A 20,224-nucleotide genomic window follows, 5' to 3' on the forward strand; every position below is an offset into this window, starting at 1 on the left:
TCGGGAACCCCTCCAGGGTGATTTTTCCTAACTCATAATGGATAGGCTAAAGAGATGTTTTTCCCAACGCATCTCTCAAGTGCGGAGCGCATCATAGCAAACACGCTAAACCTGTAAAGGGTTTTTCTTATGGTTTTGTGTTAAATGCTGCCTTTTTGGGCAAAGATGGCGAAAAGTACGCATATTGCTCGTGAAGTGAACATCTGTACTAAGGTTTACGTACTGATAGATAACACCTTGAGGTAATTGGCTTTCTGTATTCTATTCATTGTGTCTAGAACGTGATGAAACGTAAATGGAATTTAATCTAGATTTACACTTCTTGACGTTACAGCATTCATCAGTTGATAGAATACGGTTAATTTCATTTATAGATAATAATACCAATCGTAGTAAATAAAGGTGTCATCCTAGCTTGTTAAAATGCTCGAGAACAGCGTCAACAATTTTGATTGTAGAATAACTACTTATCGAAACTATCTGTTGAAAAGAGCTGTCTTGTTCTCAAGCCTTTTTCCTACGCTATTTCTGACCACTTGCTCACTGTGATTGGTATAACCTTACTTGCAGACCATTATTATGAAGCATAAATCTGTTTTAACCCTGCTTAGCTTGTCTATTCTTATGGCGTCTCCAGCCGCACTTGCTAAGCGTATGGGCCCTAGCACTGTCACTGTTGTTACTGAGCAAGTTGATATCCACCAAGTTAGCCAATCTCTTTCTTTGGTCGGCAAGTTAGAAGCCGAGCAATCTGTCATGATTACTTCTGAAGTGGCTGGCAGAGTGGACTCTATCAACATCAAGGCCAATCAAGATGTCACCAAAGGGCAGATGTTGGTCCAGCTCGACGATGATAAAGCGAAAGCGGCGGTTGCAGAGGCGCAAGCGTATTTAAAAGACGAGAAACGTAAGCTAGCGGAATTCCAACGACTAGTGAAACGCAACGCGATCACGCAAACTGAAATTGACGCTCAGAAAACTAATGTAGAGATCGCCAATGCTCGCCTAGCTGCTGCGAATGCTAATCTTAAAGACTTACACATTAGCGCGCCTTTTTCTGGCACGGTCGGCTTTATCGACTTTAGCCGCGGTAAAATGGTGACAGCCGGTACTGAACTCGTAACTCTAGATGACCTATCGGTAATGCAATTAGATCTGCAGATCCCGGAGCGCTACCTTTCTAAACTCTCTAAAGGTATGAAAGTAACGGCTCGTACTAGCGCATGGGGCGACACTCAGTTCACTGGCACTGTAGTGGGCATTGATTCTCGTATTAACGCTGAAACCTTGAACCTTCGAGTTCGAATTCACTTCGACAACAATAATGATTACTTAAAGCCGGGCATGTTAGTGGCAGCTGATATGGACTTTCCACCGGTGGAAGCACCCATTATTCCAGTTCAAGCACTTGAATACTCAGGTACTAAACGTTTTGTTTATGTCATTGGCGAAGATAACAAGGCGACACGAACCGAAGTGTTCCTTGGTGCTCGTATCGACAACGAAGTTGTGATTGAAAAGGGCATCGACATTGGTCAGAAAATTGTGGTGCAGGGCATAGTGAATATGCGTGATGGTGTTCAAGTTCAAGAACTGACCGTGAACCGCCCTGCTGAGTCAGCAAACGAGAAAGCAACACAAGAAGGCGCTAACTAATGTTGTTATCTGATGTTTCTGTAAAGAGACCAGTAGCGGCTGTCGTATTGAGCTTGCTGTTGGTGGTGTTTGGTATTGTTTCGTTCAATAAGCTTGCTGTTCGTGAGATGCCAGATATTGAAAGTCCGGTGGTCTCGATCAGTACTCGTTATGAGGGTGCTTCGGCTACCATCATTGAGAGCCAAATAACCTCCAACCTCGAAGATCAGTTATCCGGCATCAGTGGTATCGACGAGATCGAGTCCACTACCCGTAACGGTATGTCGCGTATCACGATTACTTTTGAGCTTGGTTACGATCTCAATACTGGTGTGAGTGATGTTCGTGATGCGGTAGCTCGTGCACAGCGTTCATTGCCAGATGAAGCCGACGACCCTATTGTTTATAAGAACAATGGTAGTGGTGAAGCCTCGGTCTACATCAACTTAAGTTCGACAGAGATGGATCGAACGCAGCTAACCGATTACACCGAACGTGTGTTGATCGACCGCTTTAGTTTGATCTCTGGTGTGAGCTCGGTGGATATCTCAGGTGGCTTGTACAAAGTAATGTACGTCAAGCTGAAACCTGCGCAAATGGCAGGGCGTGGGGTTACCACATCTGACATCACTTCTGCGTTAAACAATGAGAATATCGAAAGCCCAGGTGGTGAAGTACGTAACGATGCGATTGTGATGTCGGTTCGTACCGCTCGTTCTTACACTGAAGCGGAAGATTTTGAATACCTAGTCGTTAAACGCGCTTCTGACAACACGCCTATTTACCTTAAAGATGTCGCTGATGTTTACATTGGCGCAGAGAACGAAAACTCGACCTTTAAGAGTGACGGTGTTGTTAACGTCAGTATGGGTATTGTGCCTCAATCAGATGCAAACCCGCTTGAAGTAGCTGACCTAGTACATAAAGAAGTCGAAGCAATTCAAAAGTTCTTGCCAGATGGCACTCGTTTAGCTGTCGACTATGACTCAACAGTCTTCATCGATCGTTCTATCTCAGAGGTTTACAGCACGCTCTTTATCACGGGCGGCTTGGTTATCCTTGTGCTTTACATCTTTATTGGTCAAGCACGTGCAACACTTATTCCAGCGGTGACCGTACCTGTATCTCTGATCTCGTCGTTTATTGCGGCTTACTACTTCGGTTTCTCTATTAACCTGATTACTCTGATGGCACTTATCCTGTCGATTGGTTTGGTAGTAGATGATGCGATCGTGGTGGTTGAAAACATTTTCCACCACATTGAACGTGGTGAGTCACCACTGCTTGCTGCCTATAAAGGTACTCGTGAAGTAGGCTTCGCGGTAATCGCAACGACGCTTGTATTGGTGATGGTATTCCTACCAATCTCTTTCATGGATGGCATGGTTGGACTGTTGTTTACCGAGTTCTCTGTATTGCTCGCTATGTCGGTGATCTTCTCGTCGCTAGTTGCATTAACGTTAACGCCAGTATTAGGCAGTAAAATCCTAAAAGCGAACGTTAAACCAAACCGTTTTAATCTGTTTGTCGAGCGCGTATTTGGCAAGCTTGAGTCTGGATATCGCTCGGTATTGCGCCGTGCTCTAAATTGGCGTTGGGCAGCTCCAATTATCATTATCGCGTGTATGGGCGGTAGTTATGGCTTGATGCAACAAGTGCCGTCGCAACTGACGCCGCAAGAAGACCGTGGTGTTATCTTTGCGTTTGTTCGTGGTGCCGATGCAACCAGTTACAACCGTATGTCTGCCAACATGGACATCGTTGAAGAGCGTCTAATGCCATTGCTTGGTCAAGGTTTCTTGAAGTCATTCAGCATTCAATCACCAGCATTTGGTGGCAATGCCGGCGACCAAACGGGCTTCGTTATCATGATCCTCGAAGATTGGGACGAGCGTGACGTGACCGCGCAAGAAGCACTTAATGAAGTTCGTAAGTCACTAGCTGGTATTCCAGATGTGCGCGTATTCCCTTTCATGCCGGGCTTTAAAGGTGGTTCAAGTGAGCCAGTACAGTTCGTACTTGGCGGTTCTGATTACACTGAACTTCAAAAGTGGGCAGAGCTCTTAAAGCAAGCCGCTGAAGACTCTCCAATGATGGAAGGTGCGGACATCGATTACTCTGAGAAAACACCAGAACTATTGGTAACTGTAGACAAACAGCGTGCAGCAGAGCTAGGCGTTAGCGTTTCAGACATCTCAGATACCTTAGAAATCATGCTTGGCGGACGCAGTGAAACCACCTTCGTTGACCGTGGTGAAGAGTACGATGTTTACCTGCGTGGTGATGAGAACAGCTTCAACAACGCCAACGATTTAAGCCAAATCTACATGCGAACTCAGTCAGGCGAGCTAGTAACGCTTGATACACTGACACACATTGAAGAAGTGGCATCATCGATTCGTTTGTCGCACTACAACAAGCAAAAGTCGGTGACCATCAAAGCTAACCTAATGGAAGGTTACACACTGGGTGATGCTCTGGATTTCCTTGATGAGCAAGCGATTGAACAGCTACCGGGTGACATCTCTGTGAGCTACTCAGGTGAGTCTAAAGACTTCAAAGAGAACCAATCAAGCATCTTAGTGGTGTTTGCGTTAGCGATGTTAGTTGCGTACTTGGTACTTGCAGCGCAGTTTGAGAGCTTCATTAACCCGCTGGTGGTGATGTTCACCGTACCTATGGGCATCTTTGGTGGCTTCTTAGGTTTGGTGCTGATGAGTCAAGGCCTCAATGTCTACAGCCAGATTGGTATGATCATGTTGATCGGTATGGTAACCAAAAACGGTATCTTGATCGTTGAGTTTGCTAACCAACTTCGTGACCGTGGTATTGAGTTTGAAAAGGCGATCATTGATGCTTCGGCTCGACGCTTACGTCCAATCATGATGACGGCGTTTACCACACTAGCAGGTGCTATTCCATTGATTACTTCAACGGGCGCAGGCTATGAAAGCCGAGTCGCTGTGGGTACGGTTATCTTCTTCGGTATGGGCTTTGCGACACTGGTCACTCTGTTCGTAATCCCTGCGATGTACCGACTGATTTCTGGCTCAACACGCTCTCCGGGTCACGTCGAAGCGGTGCTCAATAAAGAGCTTAGCCATGACAACGTGGGAAGAACCAGTCACGGTTAATGAACACGAAATAGTGTAACAATATTGAAAAGCCTGCGTTTGCTCCTAGCGAATTGCAGGCTTTTTTTGTATAACAAACAGAGCTCAACGAACTAATACAATAAATCGAATAAAGGAAAGTAAAGTGGCTGAATTTAAATACAAAGATCTTTCTCAAGAAGAACAAGACAAGCTTGATGCAGCAACCTTTCGTCGCCTGCTAGCACACTTGGATGATAACAAAGATGTGCAGAACATCGACTTGATGATCTTGGCGGGTTTCTGCCGTAACTGTTTCAGCAAGTGGTACAAAGCAGAAGCTGAGCAACAAGGCCTAGACTTGGATATCGATGACGCTCGTGAGCGCATATATGGCATGACTTACGATGAGTGGAAACAAAACCATCAACCAAAAGCGACGCCTGAACAACTAGCGGCATTTGAAGCGAAGCAGAAGCCAGAGTAATTTGTTGTCGTTAGTGATTGATTAACAGAACAAAAAAAGAGCCCATCAAGGGCTCTTTTCAATTTTGGTGTCGGTGCTTACCCTGTGGTTAAGCCAACTCACCTGTTTGCGAGAAAGCTTCCAACTTCGCTGCGTAAGGCTGTAGGTCACCGATATTCAGATTTACCCACTCGTCATTGAAGTAAGTGTCTAGGTAACGTTCACCACTATCACATAGTAAAGTCACGATAGACCCTTTCTCGCCACGCGCTTTCATTTCACTGGCTAGCTGAAGCACACCGTACATGTTAGTACCGGTTGATGCGCCAACCTTGCGGCCAAGAATGTCAGATAACCAATGTGTCGTTGCGATACTTGCTGCGTCTGGGATTTTACGCATTTCGTCAACCACACCAGGAATGAAGCTTGGCTCTGCTCGTGGGCGACCAATGCCTTCAATCTTGCTGAACGTACTGCCTTTCACGTTCGCATTACCGGTTTGGAAGTATTCGTGGAATACAGAGTTCTCAGGGTCGACAACACAAAGCTTAGTTTCATGCTGTTGGTAGCGAATGAAGCGGCCGATAGTTGCAGAAGTACCGCCAGTACCTGGGCTCATTACTACCCAAGCTGGAACTGGGTGATCTTCCATCTGCATTTGATTGAAAATCGAGTTAGCGATGTTGTTGTTACCACGCCAGTCGGTTGCGCGCTCAGCGTAAGTAAATTGGTCCATGTAGTGACCATTCAGCTCTTCTGCTAAACGACGAGACTCATCGTAAATTTCATCTGAGCGGTCAACAAGATGCGCTTGGCCGCCGTAGAATTCAATCTGCTCAATTTTCTTCTTCGCTGTGCACTTAGGCATTACCGCAATAAACGGCAGGCCAAGCAGGCGAGCAAAGTACGCCTCAGACACAGCCGTGCTGCCAGATGAAGATTCAATGATCGTTGTTTCTGGGCCAACCCAACCGTTACAAATCGCGTATAAGAACAGAGAACGCGCCAAACGGTGCTTCAAAGAGCCTGTTGGGTGTGTGCTTTCATCTTTAAGGTAGATATCAATGCCTTCGATACTTGGAAGGTCTAACTTGATAAGGTGCGTATCCGCTGAGCGTTGGTAGTCCGCTTCAATTTTACGAATCGCGTTGTTAATCCATTGATGGTCAGTGCACATAAGCGTTCTCCTGATCTTGTGTAGGAATTTCTTGTAATTGGTATGGTTATAATTTAACTAGAATTCGAGAGAAAAACTTTGCCATATTTGCTTTGTTTTGACTAAAATGTAGAAAATTATTCTATTTAAATACGATTTGGTGAAAGTGTGATAGATGCCGTAGATAAAAAGATATTAAGTTTGCTGCAAGAAGACAGCACGCTGTCATTGAACGATATTTCAGAGGCAGTCAACCTAACAACCACGCCCTGTTGGAAAAGACTGAAGCGTCTTGAAGAGAACGGTATTATTGAAAAAAGAGTGGCGTTGCTGAACCCTGAGAAGCTTGATCTTGCTTTTACCGCGTTCGTATTGGTGAAAACAAGCAACCATTCTCATGAGTGGTATGGCCGCTTTGTGAATACTGTGTCGGACTTTCCAGAAGTGATGGAGTTCTATCGAATGGCTGGCGAGTATGATTATATGATGAAGGTTCAGGTTAAAGACATGAAGTGCTTTGATGATTTCTACAAGCGCTTGGTGAATAGTATTGATGGTATATCTAATGTGACCTCGACATTTGCGATGGAACCATTGAAGTACACGACAGCATTGCCGCTTTAAGCTAAATCTAGCGTTACGCTAACTATTTCTCAGTTTAGATATTGCCTCAGCGATAAAGAAAAGGATTATTCATGTTTGCAAAAGTTTCGACTGCTATTCAGCTGGTGTTAGCTATCGCTATTTTTTACCTTGGCTACACTATCTATTCATTCACCAATAAAGTCGGTGAAATTGTCGATACCTATCCTCAGGTTATAGAGGATCTTTCAGTGCTTACTAAAGAGCTAAAAGTCGAAGAGTTTCTGATACTGGCGGAGCACGTCGACGAGTTGGCGCCACAGATGCTAAATACCGTCGAAGATGTTAGAAAGACGGTTGAGAAGGTGAACAAAACGGTAGCATCGGTCGACAGTAAAATCCCAGCTATCCTAGATGAAGTAAAAAACGTTCGAGTTGAAGTTGAGCAGGTGAGAACCGATGTGATCCCCCCAACGTTAACAGAATTAAAGAGATACCGCGTAGACGTAATGCCACCAATGCTCGCTGAAAGTAAGTCTTACCGCGAACAGACTATTCCTGTCATCGTCACTGAGTCTGAAATGCTACGAGCGGAAGTCCCTGGTATTTTGGCACAAGCTAATTTGTTAGCTGATAAGAGTAAAGAGCTCGCTCAGGGAGCCGCAGAGGGCGCGGTGAAAGGCGTAGTGTTATCGCCATTTAATTTACTTAGAGACGCTGGCGATGGCATCAAAACACGAGTGCAAGGTGAATTCGAGCCTACGCCAGAAGCTGAGTAGAGTTTATGGATTCGAAGTAACGACTTTTCGTTAATATTAAAAATAGAGGCTAGGTACTAAACCTAGCCTCTATTTTTTGTGCGTATTTTGGGCTTGTAAGAAGCGTTTATCCGTTACTTAGTAAAACGCATCACACCTTCTTGTACTGCCGTCGCTACGAGCTCACCTTTTTGGTTAAAGATCTCGCCGCGCACTAAGCCACGAGTGTTCGCCGCCGTTGGGCTTTCAATCGCATAAAGTAACCATTCGTCCATCTTGAACGGGCGGTGGAACCAGATTGAGTGGTCAATCGTCGCCACTTGGAAATTTGGTGTCATGATAGAGACTTCATGAGGATGAAGCGCCGTAACTAAGAACCCCCAATCCGATGCGTAAGCAAGTAGGTATTGATGAATTAATTGGTTGTCTGGCATCGCGCCATTTGCTCTTACCCAAAGGTACTGTTTCGCTTCCGTCTTCTTTGGGTTGAGTGGATTCACAACCGTCACCGGGCGCATCTCAATCGGCTTTTCGCCACAAAAGGTTTTGCGCAGTTTCTCTGGTAAGAATTCTGCAATGTGGCTCGCTAATTCAGTTTCTGAAGCAAAATTCTCTGGTCCAGGAATATCAGGCATTGCAATCTGGTGCTCAAAACCTGGCGCATCGCCATGATAAGAAGCGGTGAGATAGAAAATAGGGCGGCCATTTTGAATCGCTTTCACACGGCGCGTGCTAAAGCTGCGTCCATCTCTTAGGTTCTCAACATCGTAAATGATTGGCTTTTCAGGATCACCGGGAAATAGAAAATAACTGTGGAAAGAGTGAACACTACGGTCGTCTTGAACGGTATAACGAGCAGCAGAAAGCGCTTGTCCCAATACTTGACCGCCATATACCTGTGGTAGGCCTAAGTTCTCACTTTGCCCGCGGAACAGACCTTCTTCTAGTTTCTCTAACTGAAGTAAATTGAGTAATTCTTTTAAAGGTTGACTCATCGCCAGCATGCCTCTTGGTAAAATAGGTGTCAGATTATGGTGTTAATCATTTAGCTTAGTCAGATATCTGTCAATAAATCATAGGGTTTCGAGACAGAATATGAAAGCTCTCTTATAATTGCTGAGTAGATTTGCCGAGTCCGGCAAACATGTTGAGAGAAATTGAATATGAAAAAGGCTCTAATTCTTATTACGTCTTTAGTATCGTTTGGCCTACTTGTTGGTTGCCAAGCAACATCAGAAACGAATGCTTCTCAAGAAGTGGTTGCAGAGAACACTCAAGTGATTTCAGGAACAGTTAGCTACCGTGAAAGAATTGCATTGCCAGAGAATGCAGTAGTTACCGTTACGCTAGAAGATATCTCACTGGCTGACGCACCATCAACGGTTATCGCAACTCAAGAGTTCACTACTGATGGTAAGCAAGTACCGTTCGCATTCGAACTGAGCTACGACAACAACAAGATTAAAGCTAACCACCGCTACAACATGCGTGCGTCGATTCATGTCGATGGCAAACTGCGTTTCACAACTGACACGATTAAGTCAGTGATTACAGACGTAGAAAACACGCAACAAGCAGACCTACGCTTGGTTGGTGTTCGTTAATTAGAAATAGATGCCACTGTTAAGGCATCTTAATTAACGTCTTTCGATAAATGGCAGCTCTAGGGCTGCCATTTATATATTCTTAGTTTGATCTTTCCGGCATCACTCACTTCAACCCCTTCTTTAACCAAATGCCGCTTTTGTCGGTCGAATGAATCGCCCTTTAAAGAGATCTCTCCCTTGCTGTTTATCACTCGATACCAAGGCAGTTTGCTACCTTCTGGTAGGTTACCCAGCGCTTTACCAACATGGCGCGCATAGCCCGGAAATCCTGAAAAACGTGCTATGTCTCCATAAGTTGTTACTTTTCCATATGGAATTTGGTGAATCACAGCAAAGATTTGGCTCAAAAATTGGTCCATACTAAATGTTCCTAGTTCATAAATACCAATCACAGTAAGTAAGTGTTCAAAAATAGCGCAGGGAAAAAGCTTGAGAGCAAGGCAGATTTTTTTGATAAGTATTATTCTCCAATCAAAAAATCTAACGAGGTTATCGAGTTTTTTAACAAGCTAGGGTGACCAGTTAATTACTACGATTGGTATGGTACCACGGATCGGTAGAAGGAGAGGGCTATGGTATTTTCAACGTTTCAGTTCTTGATCACCACATTATTAGCGGTTGTTTGCGCGAGAGCAATCAGTTTAAGTGAGGGAGATATCCCGGTGCTTGCAATGGTAATTCCTGCCTTATGGATTTTACCGCAGGGGGGCATAGCTGGATTAGCTTTGCTTGTTTCCATGACTACTTATGGTCTAACCCTTCCTTTGCAGCCCATCACGCTGTCTGTCAGTGCGTGGGTACTATTCCCGCTATTGATGGTGGTCTTCTCAAGACGCAGTAGTTTGTCGGTCGTGATTATTTCTGGCTTGATCGTGACTACGTTGCAGGTTGGAATCATGGTCACGCAATCAGCAGGCAAGCTTGAAGGCGTCCCGTGGGTTACCACACTTCAAACCTTATCTATCATCGTAATTTGGTGGGCGGCAAATCACCTTAAGCCAGCCAGCCGACACAGCTGGTGGTCATTAGGCTTAATACTTCCATTATGGATAGCCGATTTACCTTATGCTGCTTTGGTGGCCTTGTGTATAACGGGCATCATGGCATCAATGGAAACGCTGACGCGCTTGAAAACGTTCCGCTGGAATAAACTATTATGTTGGACACTGCCAACGGTCGGTTTTGCGGCTCTGGTAATTACTCCAAGTATCGAAGTTCCAAGCCCTGTCTTTGTGGTGTGGTTGTGTCTATTAGGCACCGCGTGGATGACTGACTACATCATTCGTACAGAAGATAATGAAGACATCGATGTCTAGTACTTCAGCAATCCAAACTTTCCAAATGCAGGTAAATGGTGAATTTACCTGCGATTTTCTAGTGGTTTGAATAAAGGATAAGCACTTAGACCGTAATTGTTCAAAAATAGGGTGGAAGGGCTTGCAATGGTTGCTGTGATGCTTAATAATCCAATCACTCTTTGAGGCAAGCCTCTTAGAAAACGAATCTATGGGGGCCTGGTCCTCCCGCAACAATAGCTCGTGAACTCGGTCAGGCCTGGAAGGGAGCAGCCGCAGCGAGTGACTTGTGTGCCGGGATGTGGCTGGGTTCCCACCCTTTAAAAAAGCCGCTCTTCATGAGCGGCTTTTTGCTATCTGAAGCTTAATTTTATCTTGTTTATGACTAGAGGTGCGAAAATATCAGTTTTTGAGGAAACGGTTATAAACAAACAGCAACACGAATGCGCCAAGCGTTGCGGTTATAATACTACCGATGTTAATGCCGTCAGCACTGCCGAGGCCGATGAAGCTCCCTAAAAAACCACCAACAAAGGCACCAGCAATACCTAGAACCATGGTGGCGATCCATCCACCACCATCGTTGCCCGGCATTAGCCACTTAGCTAGCGCCCCTGCAATCAACCCAAGAATAATCCAAGATATAAACCCCATAACTTCTCCTTACTCATTATTGTGTTAGGTGCATGTCGTCACACATCTATGGTTACGTTTAAATCATAGACCATGAATCAAAACTCGATTTAACTAACTGATGACCATTGCGATGTAACCCAGAATAAGAACCAATACCGATGTTAAAGCGTAGGGCACAGGATAGCCGATCGCTGGCATGTCACTGTGACTGGCATCTTGTGCGCCTTTCATTGCAGGCGTACTGTTCCTGCCTCCGGCACAAGCACCAGCTAAAATTGCAGGATTCATTTTGCGGAAATATAAGCCGTACAACCAAGCTAATAAGGGGGGTACTAAAGCAGCTGTCACCCCGAGCAAAGCTATCTTGATGACAACGATGCCTTGAAAAGAGGCCAGTATTTTGGGGCCTACCGTCGCTGCCAATACAGCAACAAACAGATTTAGGCCGATGTCTTGTAGAAAGCTTCTTGCTCCCTCGCTCATAGGGCCGCCAAAACTTGGATTCCGCGTGCGTAGGAAGGAAAAAATGATCCCGGTGAGCATACAGCCTGCCGAGGTTCCCAATGCAAATGGAATACCTGCGACTGTGACACTTAAATGGCCGAAGACATAACCAATTAATAAAGAAACGGCGAGATAGAAGGTTTCTGTGACGGTACTCTCGACGATGGGTACACTGTTCAACTTAGTGGCTGTTTGTTCTACACACCACTGAGAGCCGGCAATTCGAACCACATCGCCAACTTCGATCTGGGTTTGTGGTAATAGAGGTTGCTGGTGGCCTTGTCTGAAGACTGCTTTAAAGTAAACACCAAAACCGACTTCGGAATGTAACTGCGCTATCGTTTTTCCTGCATGTTCGGACTTCCCAACGTGAATGTCCGCTACTTCGATATCGACATTTCTAGCTCGTGGTTCATCGACTTCATTTCCGATATCAGCTTCACCTTCCGCAATCAAGACGCGATATTCTCCGCGAATGCCAATGACATCATTTAACTCAAGCATTGGATTATCAGAAGCATCAATGACTTGCTCACCTCGAACCACTTTAAGCACGGCCGCATCAGGGAAGTTTCGATACAGCTCCTGCACTGAACGACCGACTAACTCTTGGTGTGTGACCTTATAAGAGCGAACATCAATGGGTAGAATGCCAACATCTGAGAACCCAAAGGTACTTGGGAGCTTCTCGTTGTCATCGCCAGTTGAGAACTCTGCTTCTGCTTCTTTACCTGCTTTGACGGGGTCAATTCCAAAGAGAGAAGGGAGGTATTTAATGAACAAGATGATGAGGACGGTCGACAGGACATAGCTTATCGCGTAACCCGCCGCGATATTGGCACTGACCTGATCAATGCTCATGCCTTCTGGTGGCGTAAATGCCCCAGAGCTGATTGCTGACTGCGCTACGCCCATTACTGCCGTCACTGTGTAACTGCCAGAAATGATGCCCGCGGCATAGCCGGGCTCAAGGCCCATGAGCTTGGCGCCGATGACAACAATCGCAAAATTGCTGAACACGACAATTAAACCAATGACGACGAAGTCGATGCCTCCTCTAGCAAGGCCGGAGAAAAATTGCGGTCCTACTTTCATCCCAATGGCGTACATGAACATCATTAAGAAAATGTCGGAGACCAATCCTGGTTCTTCAATTTTTAGTCCATAAACTGAGAAGGACGTCAGTGCTATACCAACGCCAACGATTAGGGTGCCAGCTGTTGTGCCTAAGCTCACACCTTTAAAAGTGAGTCGACCAAGTGGATAACCAATGGTGAGTGATAGAAAGAGAAATACAAACGGATTCTCTGACAAGTAACTAAATAGAAAGGACATAATGTCACCTGCTAACTTGTTGATATAAGGGCAAGGAACCATCAAGGCTCCTTGCTTTAAGTAAGATGGGACAATTAGCTGTGATTAAAGTTACTCGACTCGTCAGCGTCGCTACCATTGACGACCGGGTGTTTGTCAAAGAAATCAACGCAGTGTTGTAAGTCGGAAATCAAAAGGTCAGCCATATCACGACTAAAACCATGACGAACTAAAATACGCATGATTACCAGATCTTCACGCTCGGCGGGCATCGCATAAGCGGCAATTTGCCAACCACGAGATCGGATGCGATCCGAAAGATCGTAGAGGTTAAAGCCTGGGGTTGCGCCATCTTTAATTGACCAACTCAAGGCCGGGATACCACCATGGCCATCGTAGATGATGTGAAATATACCCATCTTTTCGACTTCTTTGGCAAGGTAACGAGCCGTGTCATAACAAGCATCATGGATCTTACGGTAGCCCTCTTTACCAAGACGTAAAAAGTTATAGTATTGCGCAACGATTTGCCCCCCAGGGCGGGAGAAATTGAGCGCAAAGGTCGGCATGTTGCCACCGAGGTAGTTGACGTTGAAAATCAAGTCTTCATGCAGAGCATCCGCATCTCGCCAAACAACCCAGCCAACACCAAGTGGAGAAAGACCAAATTTATGCCCAGAAGCATTAATGGATTTGACCCTTGGCAAACGGAAATCCCACACTAAATCTGGGTCGCAGAATGGGGCGAGAAAGGCACCACTTGCACCATCAACGTGAATCGGAATATCTAATCCGGTCTCTTCTTGTAGTTTATCTAACGCTTCGTGTACCGCTTGTACTGGCTCGTATTGGCAAGTAAAGGTCACGCCTAGTGTCGGGACGACGCCAATCGTGTTCTCGTCACAACGTTTGATTACTTCCTCTGGGGTCATGATCAGACGATCACCTTGCATTGGGATTTCGCGAAGTTCAATGTCCCAGTAACGGGCAAATTTATGCCAACAAACCTGAACTGGACCACAAATAAGGTTAGGACGGTCAGTTGGCTTACCTTGCTTCTTCATTTTCTCACGCCAAGCCCATTTTAGCGCCATACCACCAAGCATTGCGGCTTCACTTGAGCCAGTTGTTGAACATCCCATTGGATTTTCAGCGTTAGGTGCATGCCAAAGATCGGCGAGCATATGTACACATCGAGATTCGATTTCTGCCGTTTGTGGGTATTCATCTTTATCGATCATGTTTTTGTCGATGCATTCATCCATCAATTTATGGACTTCGTCTTCGACCCATGTTTGACAGAAGGTCGCAAGGTTCTGCCGCGAATTGCCATCTAGCATTAGTTCATCATGCACGACTTGGTAAGCATGAGCGGGTGCATGCTCTTGCTCTGGGATTCGATACTTGGGCATAACAACGGAAAGATCTTTGGAAGAATAAACATCATCTAAGAGTGAACCACGAACAGTCGATTTTTTATGAAGAGGCATGGTGAATCCTTTATCTTATTGAATTTATTTTACTTATTGCCATTGAAACATCAGTAAATAGCAATGTTGGCAGCTAAATAAACATAGCAGGATTTTATAAAAATTCAGCTTAAATAAGAGTCTGGTTGCTTATTTCACATTGTTTTATCTTGTTTTGTGCACGGTAAAACAAATATTTCAAAAGTACACTGTGTGGTGAAAAAACGGAGTTGTCATGATGAACTTTATATGAGTGTTAATGCTTATTTTTTAGTGTTGTAAGTTTTGGATATATAATTTTGGTGGCTGATTATAATTTGGTCATTCTACGATGTTAAATTTTTAATCCTCTTAATTCGCAGGCAACACAACGGCAGACGCTTCTTCCTCTGAATCTTCTTTGTCTTCTACTTGATCCGCAACCCAATCAATTGTCTTTGTTAGATAGAGCTTATTGGTTTCAGTATCACACCAACTCTTCGACAATCCTCTTCGATTAAACTCACTGCCAATGGCTGCCAATGTTTGGTTGCTCGAGCGCCCGTAATATAAGGTGTCGCATAGTTGTAGGTTCGACATTGATTGTGGGTATGTATTAACCGACGAGGAGTTCATGCTTAGTGCTTTGGATTGATTGTGCGTGCAGCCTGTAAGGCTTAAGAAAAAGATCAATGCTAAGGCTTTCTTCATAATATCTCTGAACAGTTGCCAATAGTTGGTGGGGATTATGAGCATGATTAAGTCACTGATTTGTCAATTCTTCGCCAAGTACCTAAACAGCATGACTTTGCTCGCAATTAGAGCGCGTTATTGAGTTGTTTAATTCCTCGGTCAAAAAGCGCATTAATCGCCAAATGCGCAATTTTGTACAAAAGCTGAAAGAGACTATAGAGTAGACTGATAAGTCGCTCGATAATCAACAGGCTTGGGAATTGTTATGGAGAACAAGAAACGCTCTAAAGAAAAGGCCGAATATAAGATAACGGAAGAGCTCGGCGGCCTTGAAATTCTTAATGCTGAATATGAAAAGCAGAACTTCTCACGCCATAGCCACGAGGGCTACACGCTGGGAGTCATCGAGCAGGGCGCTCAGCGTTTCTATCGAACGGGCGGACATCATATTGCGCCACAAGATGCGATTATTTTGGTCAATGCCGACGAAGTTCATAGCGGTCACTCTGCCACTGAAGGCGGTTGGGCGTATCGAGCCATGTATCCACTCCCAGAGCAACTTGCTAAGATCACTCAAGAGCTTAACCTACCCAATTACGGCGCGCCTTATTTCCCAAGAGCCGTTGTTGAAGACCCAGAGCTCGCCAATCAATTGAGGTTGGTCTTCAACACGATTGATGAATCCGACAATCGCCTGTTAAGAGAGACCTTGATGTATGGGATGTTGGTTAAGCTGATTAGCCGACATGGAAAATCGCCGCTTAACCCTCAACTCGATGGGAAAACTCAGCGGCAACTTGTCTTAGTGAAAGAGTTCTTAGATGACTTTCCACAAGCCGATGTGTCTCTAGAAGAACTCTCTAAACTGGCGGCTTTAAGCCCGTTTCATTTGGTACGCTCTTTTCAGAAAGAGTTTGGCCTTCCGCCGCATGCGTATCAGATCCAATCTCGATTAAGGCTTTCCCGTAAGTTATTGAAACAAGGGCATACCATTTCAGATACCGCGCAAGAGTGTGGTTTTCACGACCAAAGCCATTTTCATCGACACTTCAAAAAGGCCAATGGCTACACGCCGGGGCAATACATCAAAATGCTCTAAATCGGACACCTTAATTCGTTTGTGAAATCGAGCAAGTTTGTACAATCGAACCGACTCAACTCTTCTTACATTGAATAGCTAATGTGGGAGAGAAAAGAATTATATGGATAATGAAACAATGGATAGACGAACACAGTTATGGAAGGGCGTTTTAGCGGGAATGCCCTTGAGCATTGCGGTTATCCCTTGGGGAATTCTAGCGGGCTCATATGCGATAGATGCTGGGTTGAATCAGCTTCAAGCTCAAGCGATGTCGGCTATTTTATTTGCTGGCTCAGCGCAACTTGTCGCAGCGGGTATGTTCAAAGCGGGTATTGGTTTAGGGACCATGTTGTTGACCACACTGTTCATCACTTCAAGGCACTTTCTGTATAGCGTATCGATGCGAGACAAAATCAGTCATCTTCCTGCGCGTTGGCGTCTATTACTCGGATTTTGGCTCACCGACGAGCTGTTCGCGATTTGTAGTGGGCAGTCTCAGCAAGAGTTTAATCGTTGGTATGCCGCGGGTGTAGGTGGAGGTTTTTACCTTGTTTGGAATATCGCGAGCTTTGTTGGCATTGTCGCGGGAAGCCAAATCCCGTCACTCAATGAAATCGGTCTCGACTTCGCGGTAGCCGCGACGTTTATCGCGTTGGTTTTTCCACTAATCAGAACATTGCCTGTTGTCGTGTGTGTGGTGGTTTCACTGGTCACTTCGGTTGCCATGTCGGTTAACAATATTGATGGTGGGCTAATGATTGCAGCGATCGCTGGTATGTTAGCCGGCTTTTTCAGCGAATCATTCCAAGAGCGAACCAACGGTGACAAGACAATCGTGGAGGGGAAATAGAGATGATTTGGTTAACGATATTCTTCATGACTGCGATTGTTTTCTTTAGTCGGTATCTGTTTCTTGAACCTGCAATCCCGCTTCGACTCAATCAAACCGCAAGGCGCCTATTGCGCTATTCAAGCCCAGCGGTGCTGACTGCGATTTGGGGGCCAATTGTATTTGCTCCTGAACAAACATTTTGGCCAAGCCTTGAAAACCCTTACTTGATAGGCGCGGTGGTGACTGGCTTGCTGATTTGGAAAACAGGCAATGTGTTACTTACGATTGGCGTCAGTATGGGGGTGTTTTTGTTTTATAACCTTGTCGCGGTTGATTACCTTTTCTCGTGAGCTTCAACTTCAACTTTATGTTTCTCCCATAATTTAAGGGCCGTATAAATATGATTACTTGTTATGTTCGATATGTGATTGATCCTAAAAAGGTAAATGAGTTCGAGACATACGCAAAAATGTGGATTCCTCTGGTCGCTAAATTCGGGGGCCAACACAATGGTTATTTCTTACCGTCGGAAGGGGCGAACAATATTGCCTTGGCGCTGTTTACCTTTGAAAGTTTGGTTGCCTATGAAGAATATCGGATTAAATCGCTGAGCGATGCTGAGTGTATTAAAGCGTTTGAATTTGCGGACGAAGTTGATTGTATCGTGAGTTATGAACGAAGCTTTTTTAGACCTGTTTTAGAGTGATAGACCTTGCAACGTATAGCGTGGTGGCATCTAATGTACTGATTCACTGTTTGTGTGTTTAGGTTTTGGTAAGGAGTTAGTTTGGCTAAGAAATATTATGTGGTTTGGAAAGGTCGCACACCGGGTATTTTTACTACTTGGAACGAGTGTAAATCGCAAGTCGATGGCTTCGCTGGTGCGAGATATAAATCGTTTCCAACATTAGGCGAGGCTGAGTCTGCTTTCGGTGGTAAAACGTCGTCTGTGTCAGGCTCTACAGCGACAAAGCCAAGCTCTGCGGGGAAGGCGACGAAAGCAAAGGTTCCGCCTCTTTCAGAGCAGCAAATCACTGATATGCCTTTTGATATCAAGATCTTTACTGATGGTGCTTGTGAGCCAAACCCTGGTGAAGCGGGGACGGGTTTAGCGGTCTATCAAAACAACCAATTAACCGAATTATGGTATGGCTTGTATCAACCTGTTGGTACCAATAATACCGCTGAGTTACATGGCCTTAAACAGGCGTTTTTGCTTGCGAAAGATAAGTTAAACGCAGGCCTCTCTGTGGCGATTTATTGTGACTCGAAATACTCGATAGACTGCATTACTAAGTGGGCAACAGGTTGGGAGAAAAAGGGCTGGACCAAGTCGGGAGGCGAGATCAAAAACCTCGATATTATTAAGCCTGCGTATGCTCTCTACCAAGAACTTGCTTCAAAAATCACCATCTACCATGTGAACGGACACGTTGGGATTGAAGGCAACGAATTGGCCGATAGAATGTCTATTGTGGCGATTTCATCGAAAGAGCAACAACTCGCTCAATATCGTGACATCGAAGATATTGAGTCTATTTTGGCATTGCGAGCTGGCTAGCTAGGCTTCTTAATGAAAAGCTAATGAAAGTCACTGAAAGCATAAGTCGCCATCATTGGGCAGTGCTAAGTTGAGCGTTACATTTCAAATTGATGTAGCGCTCTTTTGATCTTGTGGTGCTCAGTTTTCTTATGGTGCTTTGTTCTTGTGATGCTTAGCTGCCTGAGTTAATCCTTATTGAGCTGGGTTCTCTATCCAGCGAGATAATTGCTGAGCTTGTTTTATCGAATTAAAACTGTCTTTCACTCTCTGACGTGCCTCCAATCCCATTGACGCTTTATCATTACTGCTCAACTGCGCAAAACGCTCAATCGCTTCTCTTAATTCCTCAACGTTCTTTTCGCTAACCACAAAACCTGTTTCAGGTGAGACGATCTCTTTGCATCCCATGATGTTGGTTGTGATGACAGGCGTACCAACGGCCATCGCTTCTTTTAAAACCAGTGGCCCGGTATCCACACATCCTGTTTCGGAAAAGCAGAAGGGCGCGATTAGGCTCTCATAGTTCGACAGTTTCTCTTTCACCCATTCGTGAGATTTGGCACCAAGAAAGGTCACGTTTCGAGTGAGCCCTTGCTCTTTGACCTGCAATTTTAATTGTTGCTCTAAATCGCCAGTACCGATGATATCGAGATGAATGTCGAGAGGTTCGGCAATCGGCGCTAGTGCATCAATAAGATGGTGGATGCCTTTCTGCTCCACTAATCGGCCAAGAAAAACAAAGCGAAGTTGCTTGGTTTCGGTTTTTGGGTTGAGTTGGAATTGTTTGGTATTAACTCCGCAGTGCAGGAGCTTAATGTTTCCTTTCGCCATGGTGTTGAAGTCAGCTAGCATGTCTTTACATACTGCAACCACAAAATCACTCGATGAAATCTTGTGTTCAATATCATAAGCAAACTCGTAAACATCATGGCCGTGAGCAACGAACGAACAGGTAATATTCAGCAGTTTTGCCGCGACGATGGCGTGAGCTGCAGTGTGCTGACAGAAATGTGCATGAACGTGTTCGACGTCGTTTTCCGCGAGTTGCAGCGCTAATTTAAAGCCATAAGCGAACAGTGACTTCTTGGGCATGCTGGTTTGCTTAGAAATAAATGAGACAGCCTTGATTAACCCTATCCAATTAATGTGGGTGACTTTACTCATCCGAACATCTTTACCTATCTCGACAATGTCGTAGTCGAACTGTTTTTCGCTGTTTTCAATTTTGAACGTCATTACACAAACATCGTGCCCACAGGCTTTCACAGAGTCGACTTCTGTTTGAATGAAGGTCTCACTGAGTACAGGGTAGGTTGGCGCCACAAATGCTACTTTCTTCATTCTTTGCTCCTCAAATCCATCTGATTAAAGCTATCAAGCCAAGGTAATAACCAATAAAGCAAGATACGAACCAAGATCAAATCGTAGCTTTGGCGGGCATTTCAATGGTTTCCTGAAGGTTACCCACCCAGAAGTAGTCCGTTTTCTCAAATTGAAAATCAAATTGAGGTTGTAGGTTTTTTGACCGGTTGTGTTTTGTCGTCATTTTGGGAATGGGTACGTAGGGGACTGATCTAGAAGT

At 44.9% G+C, this 20,224-nt stretch carries 20 protein-coding genes and 1 other RNA gene; 13 read left to right on the forward strand and 8 right to left on the reverse strand.

What is annotated here, in order from left to right:
- The first annotated feature begins 579 nt into the window (after positions 1 to 579).
- From BCV39_RS02400 to BCV39_RS02410, 3 genes are all read left to right on the forward strand, one after another.
- Positions 580 to 1,656, forward strand: a complete 1,077-nt coding sequence (locus BCV39_RS02400) for an efflux RND transporter periplasmic adaptor subunit (RefSeq protein ID WP_102432884.1) — start codon at positions 580 to 582, stop codon at positions 1,654 to 1,656.
- Entirely contained in the window at positions 1,656 to 4,769 is a 3,114-nt protein-coding gene (gene vexH / locus BCV39_RS02405) for a vibriobactin export RND transporter permease subunit VexH (RefSeq protein ID WP_102432883.1), read from the forward strand. Before BCV39_RS02400 ends, vexH begins: the two co-directional genes overlap by 1 nt.
- A 124-nt stretch (positions 4,770 to 4,893) precedes the next feature.
- Positions 4,894 to 5,214: a DUF1244 domain-containing protein gene (locus BCV39_RS02410; RefSeq protein WP_048658194.1), complete on the forward strand. Its 321-nt coding sequence runs from the start codon at positions 4,894 to 4,896 to the stop codon at positions 5,212 to 5,214.
- An 88-nt stretch (positions 5,215 to 5,302) separates the two neighbouring features.
- Here the strand turns inward: BCV39_RS02410 and BCV39_RS02415 are convergent, their stop codons facing one another.
- Complete coding sequence (locus BCV39_RS02415) at positions 5,303 to 6,370, reverse strand: PLP-dependent cysteine synthase family protein (protein WP_057623769.1); 1,068 nt, start codon at positions 6,368 to 6,370, stop codon at positions 5,303 to 5,305.
- 147 nt (positions 6,371 to 6,517) lie between these two features.
- Between BCV39_RS02415 and BCV39_RS02420 the strand changes: the two genes are divergently transcribed.
- Together BCV39_RS02420 and BCV39_RS02425 are read left to right on the forward strand one after the other, a co-directional pair.
- Complete coding sequence (locus BCV39_RS02420; RefSeq protein WP_029223439.1) at positions 6,518 to 6,973, forward strand: Lrp/AsnC family transcriptional regulator; 456 nt, start codon at positions 6,518 to 6,520, stop codon at positions 6,971 to 6,973.
- 71 nt (positions 6,974 to 7,044) lie between these two features.
- Positions 7,045 to 7,710 carry a hypothetical protein gene (locus BCV39_RS02425; protein ID WP_102432882.1) on the forward strand — a complete coding sequence of 222 codons (666 nt, stop codon included), beginning with the start codon at positions 7,045 to 7,047 and terminating at the stop codon, positions 7,708 to 7,710.
- Positions 7,711 to 7,823: 113 nt separating this feature from the next.
- On the opposite strand, the gene tesB is transcribed toward BCV39_RS02425, so the two are convergent.
- A complete protein-coding gene (gene tesB / locus BCV39_RS02430; RefSeq protein ID WP_048664245.1) occupies positions 7,824 to 8,684 on the reverse strand; it encodes an acyl-CoA thioesterase II in 861 nt (286 codons plus the stop codon).
- Between the two features lie 168 nt (positions 8,685 to 8,852).
- Between tesB and BCV39_RS02435 the strand changes: the two genes are divergently transcribed.
- Positions 8,853 to 9,293, forward strand: coding sequence for a YbaY family lipoprotein (locus tag BCV39_RS02435; protein WP_048664235.1), 441 nt, complete (start codon positions 8,853 to 8,855; stop codon positions 9,291 to 9,293).
- Positions 9,294 to 9,352: 59 nt separating this feature from the next.
- Here the strand turns inward: BCV39_RS02435 and BCV39_RS02440 are convergent, their stop codons facing one another.
- Entirely contained in the window at positions 9,353 to 9,655 is a 303-nt protein-coding gene (locus BCV39_RS02440; RefSeq protein WP_048664234.1) for an MGMT family protein, read from the reverse strand.
- A gap of 213 nt (positions 9,656 to 9,868) precedes the next feature.
- On the opposite strand from BCV39_RS02440, the gene BCV39_RS02445 reads away from it, so the two are divergent.
- Positions 9,869 to 10,612, forward strand: coding sequence for a hypothetical protein (locus BCV39_RS02445; RefSeq protein WP_048664232.1), 744 nt, complete (start codon positions 9,869 to 9,871; stop codon positions 10,610 to 10,612).
- 196 nt (positions 10,613 to 10,808) lie between these two features.
- Positions 10,809 to 10,905, forward strand: an RNA gene (gene ffs / locus BCV39_RS02450) — signal recognition particle sRNA small type.
- Positions 10,906 to 10,993: 88 nt separating this feature from the next.
- Here ffs and BCV39_RS02455 read toward each other — a convergent pair.
- From BCV39_RS02455 to BCV39_RS02470, 4 genes are all read right to left on the reverse strand, one after another.
- Positions 10,994 to 11,245, reverse strand: coding sequence for a GlsB/YeaQ/YmgE family stress response membrane protein (locus BCV39_RS02455; RefSeq protein ID WP_017105442.1), 252 nt, complete (start codon positions 11,243 to 11,245; stop codon positions 10,994 to 10,996).
- 93 nt (positions 11,246 to 11,338) lie between these two features.
- Entirely contained in the window at positions 11,339 to 13,066 is a 1,728-nt protein-coding gene (locus BCV39_RS02460) for a transporter (protein WP_102432886.1), read from the reverse strand.
- 74 nt (positions 13,067 to 13,140) lie between these two features.
- Positions 13,141 to 14,535: a glutamate decarboxylase gene (locus BCV39_RS02465; RefSeq protein WP_017105444.1), complete on the reverse strand. Its 1,395-nt coding sequence runs from the start codon at positions 14,533 to 14,535 to the stop codon at positions 13,141 to 13,143.
- A gap of 330 nt (positions 14,536 to 14,865) precedes the next feature.
- Complete coding sequence (locus tag BCV39_RS02470; protein ID WP_102432881.1) at positions 14,866 to 15,204, reverse strand: hypothetical protein; 339 nt, start codon at positions 15,202 to 15,204, stop codon at positions 14,866 to 14,868.
- 247 nt (positions 15,205 to 15,451) lie between these two features.
- Between BCV39_RS02470 and BCV39_RS02475 the strand changes: the two genes are divergently transcribed.
- From BCV39_RS02475 to BCV39_RS02495, 5 genes are all read left to right on the forward strand, one after another.
- Positions 15,452 to 16,285 carry an AraC family transcriptional regulator gene (locus tag BCV39_RS02475; protein ID WP_055320095.1) on the forward strand — a complete coding sequence of 278 codons (834 nt, stop codon included), beginning with the start codon at positions 15,452 to 15,454 and terminating at the stop codon, positions 16,283 to 16,285.
- A gap of 103 nt (positions 16,286 to 16,388) precedes the next feature.
- Positions 16,389 to 17,117, forward strand: coding sequence for an AzlC family ABC transporter permease (locus BCV39_RS02480; protein ID WP_048658202.1), 729 nt, complete (start codon positions 16,389 to 16,391; stop codon positions 17,115 to 17,117).
- Between the two features lie 2 nt (positions 17,118 to 17,119).
- On the forward strand, positions 17,120 to 17,449 hold the full coding sequence (locus BCV39_RS02485) for an AzlD domain-containing protein (RefSeq protein WP_102432880.1): 330 nt from the start codon (positions 17,120 to 17,122) through the stop codon (positions 17,447 to 17,449).
- Between the two features lie 50 nt (positions 17,450 to 17,499).
- Positions 17,500 to 17,805, forward strand: a complete 306-nt coding sequence (locus BCV39_RS02490) for an NIPSNAP family protein (RefSeq protein ID WP_048658204.1) — start codon at positions 17,500 to 17,502, stop codon at positions 17,803 to 17,805.
- A gap of 81 nt (positions 17,806 to 17,886) precedes the next feature.
- Positions 17,887 to 18,660: a ribonuclease H family protein gene (locus BCV39_RS02495; protein WP_048658205.1), complete on the forward strand. Its 774-nt coding sequence runs from the start codon at positions 17,887 to 17,889 to the stop codon at positions 18,658 to 18,660.
- A gap of 174 nt (positions 18,661 to 18,834) precedes the next feature.
- On the opposite strand, the gene BCV39_RS02500 is transcribed toward BCV39_RS02495, so the two are convergent.
- The gene (locus BCV39_RS02500) at positions 18,835 to 19,983 is read right to left on the reverse strand and encodes a glycosyltransferase family 4 protein (RefSeq protein ID WP_048658206.1); all 1,149 of its coding nucleotides are present in this window, start codon (positions 19,981 to 19,983) and stop codon (positions 18,835 to 18,837) included.
- Positions 19,984 to 20,224: the final 241 nt, after the last annotated feature.

It is taken from the genome of Vibrio sp. 10N.286.55.E10, from assembly GCF_002872555.1.
Taxonomy (GTDB): Bacteria; Pseudomonadota; Gammaproteobacteria; order Enterobacterales; family Vibrionaceae; genus Vibrio; species Vibrio crassostreae.